This window comes from Moorena sp. SIO1F2 (assembly GCF_010672755.1).
Taxonomy (GTDB): Bacteria; Cyanobacteriota; Cyanobacteriia; order Cyanobacteriales; family Coleofasciculaceae; genus Moorena.
The window spans coordinates 1-5,425 of sequence record NZ_JAAHFV010000407.1 but is presented as its reverse complement, the minus strand read 5'-3'; the positions used below and the strand labels follow the sequence as shown (position 1 = coordinate 5,425).

Annotated in this window: 5 protein-coding genes; 1 reads left to right on the top strand and 4 read right to left on the bottom strand. The window is 45.4% G+C overall.

The features are described from left to right. Window positions 1–278: 278 nt before the first annotated feature. The gene (locus F6J94_RS29510; RefSeq protein ID WP_293029140.1) at window positions 279–788 is read right to left on the bottom strand and encodes a hypothetical protein; all 510 of its coding nucleotides are present in this window, start codon (window positions 786–788) and stop codon (window positions 279–281) included. An 11-nt stretch (window positions 789–799) separates the two neighbouring features. Then, the gene (locus tag F6J94_RS29505) at window positions 800–1,546 is read right to left on the bottom strand and encodes a hypothetical protein (RefSeq protein ID WP_293046854.1); all 747 of its coding nucleotides are present in this window, start codon (window positions 1,544–1,546) and stop codon (window positions 800–802) included. Window positions 1,547–2,061: 515 nt separating this feature from the next. Between F6J94_RS29505 and eno the strand changes: the two genes are divergently transcribed. After that, the gene (gene eno / locus F6J94_RS29500; protein WP_293046852.1) at window positions 2,062–3,360 is read left to right on the top strand and encodes a phosphopyruvate hydratase; all 1,299 of its coding nucleotides are present in this window, start codon (window positions 2,062–2,064) and stop codon (window positions 3,358–3,360) included. A 3-nt stretch (window positions 3,361–3,363) separates the two neighbouring features. Here eno and F6J94_RS29495 read toward each other — a convergent pair whose 3' ends face one another. Together F6J94_RS29495 and argC are read right to left on the bottom strand one after the other, a co-directional pair. Beyond that, entirely contained in the window at window positions 3,364–3,594 is a 231-nt protein-coding gene (locus tag F6J94_RS29495) for a hypothetical protein (RefSeq protein ID WP_293046850.1), read from the bottom strand. An 88-nt stretch (window positions 3,595–3,682) separates the two neighbouring features. After that, a complete protein-coding gene (gene argC, locus F6J94_RS29490) occupies window positions 3,683–4,741 on the bottom strand; it encodes an N-acetyl-gamma-glutamyl-phosphate reductase (RefSeq protein ID WP_293046856.1) in 1,059 nt (352 codons plus the stop codon). Between the last annotated feature and the right edge of the window lie 684 nt (window positions 4,742–5,425).

Here is a 5,425-nt window from a genome sequence, read left to right as displayed (position 1 = left end):
TTCCTAGACTGATTATACTCAATAACTAGTTTAAATGAGCGATTACCCCTTAAATAGCAAGGGATTCCACAAAGGTACTGTATCAATACAATAAAAAGCAATTTTTATGAAAATTGCTTTTTTAAATCACTAAAAGCCTTACTTAGTAAGCTTCCGAGCAATTATTTTATACTCATTTATAATCGCCACACTAGGGAACCATTTCTTCCCGATTCCCGATTCCCGATTCCCGATTCCCTGTTCCCTGTTCCCTGTTCCCTGTTCAACACTTCTAATTCCTAAAACCTAATTAACGATAATACCAAAAGAAAGCCAATTTCTAACAGATAAGTAATGCAAACGCTACGGTTTAATAAACCATCCCAAAGATAGCCTTGGCGTTTGGGAATATTACTGCGCTTAAAGGTACGACTCCAGCCAGTAAAAATAGCTGGACTGCGCAAGTTAAACTCCTGAGTCAAAATTTCCTCAATTTCTACCAAACGGGGATAGAAACCGCGCTGGAAGTGCTTCCACTGACTTTCTAGAATCCAGAAGAACAGGGGAATAGCACACCCAATCAGGGCAATGCTATTCTGTTTTTCTTTTAAGACCATGCGCACAACCACACCAGTGGCCGTAATCCCCAAGGCTTTAATCACCCAGATTTGTTTGTTGTAATCTTCTACAGTAGTTTGCAGGAAAAAATATTCCTGTTTGAGCAGATTTAGCTCAAATTCTGATCGCTTAGGGTGGCCAACGGCCAATCCCGATGGGGTTTGGGGGTCGATGGGTGATGGACTAGACATAACGTTAGTGTTCAAGTAGATACAAAGTGTTGCTTGTGCAAAACCTTTTGCATCGCTGTCATCTGAGCTTTGACCTGTTGCAACTGACTTTGAAGTTGCTGAATATCTTCCGATGGTAATGATACTACTTCAGAATGGGATTCAAGCCCAGTATGGGTTTGACTATTACCCACACCAGTTTGCATTCGCGTAGCGTGGCCTACGGCCAATCGCTTGTACTCAAAGGTTTTGGCTGGCACCTTCATCACAGATTTAGCTACTGGTTGATATTCTCTCGACCCACTCTTAGTAACCAGTGGTTCACGGTTTGACTCGAAGCTAGAACTAGTATATACGGTGTAGTTAATTGGCTGCTGTGGCGATGTCTGATTCTCGATCTTATTTTCTAAAGGCTTATGTTGAGGAACGTGGTGCTGGGATTCTGAAAACCTAAGTTTTTCTAATAATTCTTCCTTTTTTTGAATTTGTTGTGCTAGATCTGATAGCTGTGACTGAAGTTGCGATGATTGTTGAGCAGACTTTTGCCATCCTGCTATAGCTACACTGGCCATACCAGCTCCCAGGCTAATCACCGTTGCCAAGGTAAGGTAAGGCGTTGCCGCATCTCGCACATGACCGTAGAATAGTTGCTCCTCCTGTACTTTAATGGATATTGGCTTAGCACCGAACCAGCCTACGGGTAACGTCAGCGCAGCAAATACTGTTGCTGAAATCAATGCTGGTCTAAACACAAATTTCTGAAGTGGGGAGGAAATCATAGATGATATTATTGCCCTTAACAACAGGTCAGTAAGAGTCCCGAAACCCTAGTCATCTTAACTAGTCTTCCCCTAGCTTATTTAAAATAATTTTGGTTTGTTGTGAGCCAACTCTAAAATAATTGTGATTATTTTCAGCAATTTTCGTGAGCCATATCACCATTAGTATGGTCGAAATATTTAGGGCGATTATATCAACAATACTCTAGGTATAGAAAACTGTGTAGTGTTGATGTTCCAGACCTTAAAGTGGCACAATCTCATCGTAAGCATTAAGTTATCAGTACCCAGTTATAACCACCAAGGAGTCAGCTTTTCAACCATGGCTGTTCCCGTAGCGTGCGCGTAGCGCTTAAGCTGATAGCTAATAGCGGATAGCTCACAGCTCCTAAGGGCTGAGATGGCTGACATCATTGATTAACTAGGAGATTGAAAAGAAGTGACATTCCTTTCTTTTCCTAGAGCGATTTAACGATTAAGGCAGTTGCAATCTTTAGATAATTAGAGGAAAAAGCATGTTGACTAAATCAGAAACTGCAATTGCGGCAATTGATGCCAGAGAGATATTAGATTCTCGTGGACGTCCGACAGTAGAAGCCCAAGTGCGCCTTGTTAACGGTGCCGTGGGAATTGCCCAAGTTCCCAGTGGTGCTTCTACTGGTACTTTTGAAGCCCATGAACTACGAGATAATGATCCCCGTCGCTACGGTGGTAAAGGGGTACTCAAAGCAGTATCGAATATCAAAGAAAAACTCGCCCCGGAGCTATTGGAAAACGATGCTCTCAACCAAATGTTGGTTGATCACAAGATGATTCATCGGGATGGTTCCGCCAACAAAAAGAATATGGGAGCAAATGCCATCTTAGCTATTTCCCTAGCTACAGCTAAGGCGGCGGCGGCCAGTAAAGGACTCCCCCTCTACCGCTACTTAGGCGGACCACTAGCTAATCTACTACCAGTTCCGTTGATGAATGTAATCAACGGTGGTGCTCATGCGGATAATAATGTGGATTTTCAGGAATTCATGATTGTACCAGTGGGAGCACAGTCATTTCGAGAGGCTCTGCGCTGGGGAGCTGAGGTTTTTGCCGCCTTGGCTAAGGTTTTGAAAGAGAAAAAATTGCTTACCGGTGTGGGAGATGAAGGTGGCTTTGCTCCCAACTTGGGGTCAAATAAAGAAGCGCTAGACTTATTGATTGCCGCTATAGAAACATCTGGGTATAAGCCAGGGGAACAAATCGCTTTAGCCATGGATGTGGCCGCGAGCGAGTTCTACAAAGATGCTCAGTATGTCTATGATGGCGCATCTCACTCCCCAGAGGAGTTTGTTAACTATCTAGCTGAGTTGGTGGGGCAATACCCCATTGTTTCTATTGAAGATGGACTCCACGAAGAGGATTGGAGTAATTGGCAGTTGCTCACTGAAAAACTGGGTTCCCGTATTCAGTTAGTGGGTGATGACCTATTTGTTACCAATCCCACCAGGCTACAAAAAGGTATTGATGTCGGTGCGGGTAACTCGATCTTGATTAAGCTCAATCAAATTGGTTCCTTGACCGAAACTCTTGAAACCATTGACTTAGCAACTCGCAACGGTTTCCGTTCCGTGATTAGTCACCGTTCTGGGGAAACCGAAGATACTACTATTGCTGATCTTGCTGTTGCTACTCGTGCCGGTCAAATTAAAACAGGTTCACTGTGCCGTAGTGAACGGGTGGCTAAGTATAACCAGTTGCTGCGGATTGAAGATGAATTAGGCGATCGCGCCATTTATGCTGGAACTTGTGGCATGGGACCCCTGTGTCAGGGTTGAAGGTTAGGAGGTTAGGAGGTTAGGAGGTTGAAGGTTGAAGGTTGAAGGTTGGAGGTTGAACGCGATTGCGTGGCCTTTGGCCAAGGTTGAAGGTTGGAGGTTGAACGCGATTGCGTGGCCTTTGGCCAAGGTTGAAGGTTGGAGGTTGGAGGTTGGAGGTTGAACGCGATTGCGTTGCCTTTGGCCAAGGTTGAAGGTTGAAGGTTGAACGCGATTCCGTGGCCAATAGGCCAAGGTTATTTGGTGGGGAGTGTGGGAGAAATGGTTTTTTCCTATCTCCCCCTACTTCTGGTTTCTTCTGCACATCCGTCCCATAAACGATTTACGGATAAAAACTCAGTTGAGGCAAGCCTAGGGTTTCGTCCCAACCCATCATCAGGTTCAAGCACTGTACGGCTTGACCAGCTTGACCTTTGAGCAAGTTGTCGATGACTGACATAACGATAACTCGGTCAGTTCGGGTATCGACTTCTACCCCTATGTAACAAAGATTAGTGCCACAAGCCCACTTGGTTTGGGGATAGGTGCCACTGGGTAACACGCGGACAAAGGGAGAGGCGCGGTAGAAGGCTGTGTAAATGGTGAACAAATCTTCCCTGACTAGTCCCGGATCCTGCAATGTGGCATAAACGGTAGCTAAGATTCCCCGTACCATGGGAACCAGGTGGGGTGTAAATTGCACCCTGACTTCATGACTGGCTAAATGACTGCAAATTTGCTCAATTTCTGGGGTATGGCGGTGATGAGTCACGCCATAAGGGGCTAGAGAGCTGTCAGCTTCTGCTAGTAAGAGATTGGTTTTTGCCTTGCGTCCACCCCCAGAGGTACCGGATTTGGCATCGATAATGGCAGTGTCTGGAATAATCAGACCCTGTTTGAGCAGGGGAGCAAGGGCGAGTAGGCTGCTGGTGACGTAGCAACCAGGACAAGCGACTAATTGGGCAGAGGAAATGCGATCGCGATACAGTTCCGGTAAACCATAAACAGCAGTAGCAGCGGTTTCTTGGTCGTGGCGCTCTCCACCGTACCAGCTTTTGTAAGTTTCAAGTTTACTAAATCGATAGTCAGCTGAGAGATCGAGAACTTTTAATCCTTTTGATAACAGTGATGGTGCTAGCTTATGGGCTAAACCGTTAGGCAACGACAGAAACACTACCTGACAACGGGATACAATAGTATTTATGTCAATAGGCTCAATGGTTAGATTAACACGATGGCCTAGATGAGGGTAAAGCTCGGCAAATCCCTTGCCAGCACTGCTTTCTCCACCCAAATAAACTATATCGACTCCTGGGTGATCCATCAAGAGCCTTACAAGTTGTACGCCACCATAACCAGAAGCACCAATTATGCCTACTGGTAGGCGTTCTAAATCCCCCATCATGTTCCTTTCCTATAGGTTGACACTCCCCGCTTTAAAAAGACGGGGATTCCTAGATCTACGACCGGCCTTAAACCTCCGTGTCCAAATGGCAATATCTAAACCTGAATCCCGTCGAGACCAAGATTCTAGTCAGTTCACGAAAGACCCAGCGGGCTAGTCTCCTTAGGCGTTTAGTTACTTTCAGCAAAAGTGCCTTATAAAGTCCGTTACTTTCCTGTTTCACTTGGTTTCGGCGTGCCCCGCCGTACCATTCTCTTTTCTCAGGTCGTATCTTTGCTGGGTTCACACACCAATTGTTAGTTGATGATTGGGTTTTTAGCGATGCAGCGCGGTCTTGGGGGTTTCCCCCATGAGCGACTGCATCAAGAAAAGAGGACTTTCCCTACCCTCCGGGCATTTCTTCTTTAAGGTCAAACAATTGCGGGTCTCTGACCCGGTTGTGCCTCGGATTTTCAGCCTGTACCCATATCTAAATAATACTCTAGCGCACAAGTATTGTCAACCTTTTTAATGGAATTGCATCTAGGCGACTTTAGTCGCTACCTGGCTTTCATCCCGGAGACGAAACCTTAAAATAAGGTTTGAAGTTACCGTAAGGAGAGTGGAGCCTTAATCATAAAGTTTTAACCCTTTTACCCATAACCGACTAACCATAAAGGCTCCACTCTCCTAAGGTTTCGT

What these genes read in the sequence shown, in the direction of transcription:
- F6J94_RS29510 (WP_293029140.1), bottom strand. Translation starts at nt 788, where the DNA reads ATGTCTAGTCCATCACCCATCGACCCCCAAACCCCATCGGGATTGGCC.
- F6J94_RS29505 (WP_293046854.1), bottom strand. Translation starts at nt 1,546, where the DNA reads ATGATTTCCTCCCCACTTCAGAAATTTGTGTTTAGACCAGCATTGATT.
- eno (WP_293046852.1), top strand. Translation starts at nt 2,062, where the DNA reads ATGTTGACTAAATCAGAAACTGCAATTGCGGCAATTGATGCCAGAGAG.
- argC (WP_293046856.1), bottom strand. Translation starts at nt 4,741, where the DNA reads ATGGGGGATTTAGAACGCCTACCAGTAGGCATAATTGGTGCTTCTGGT.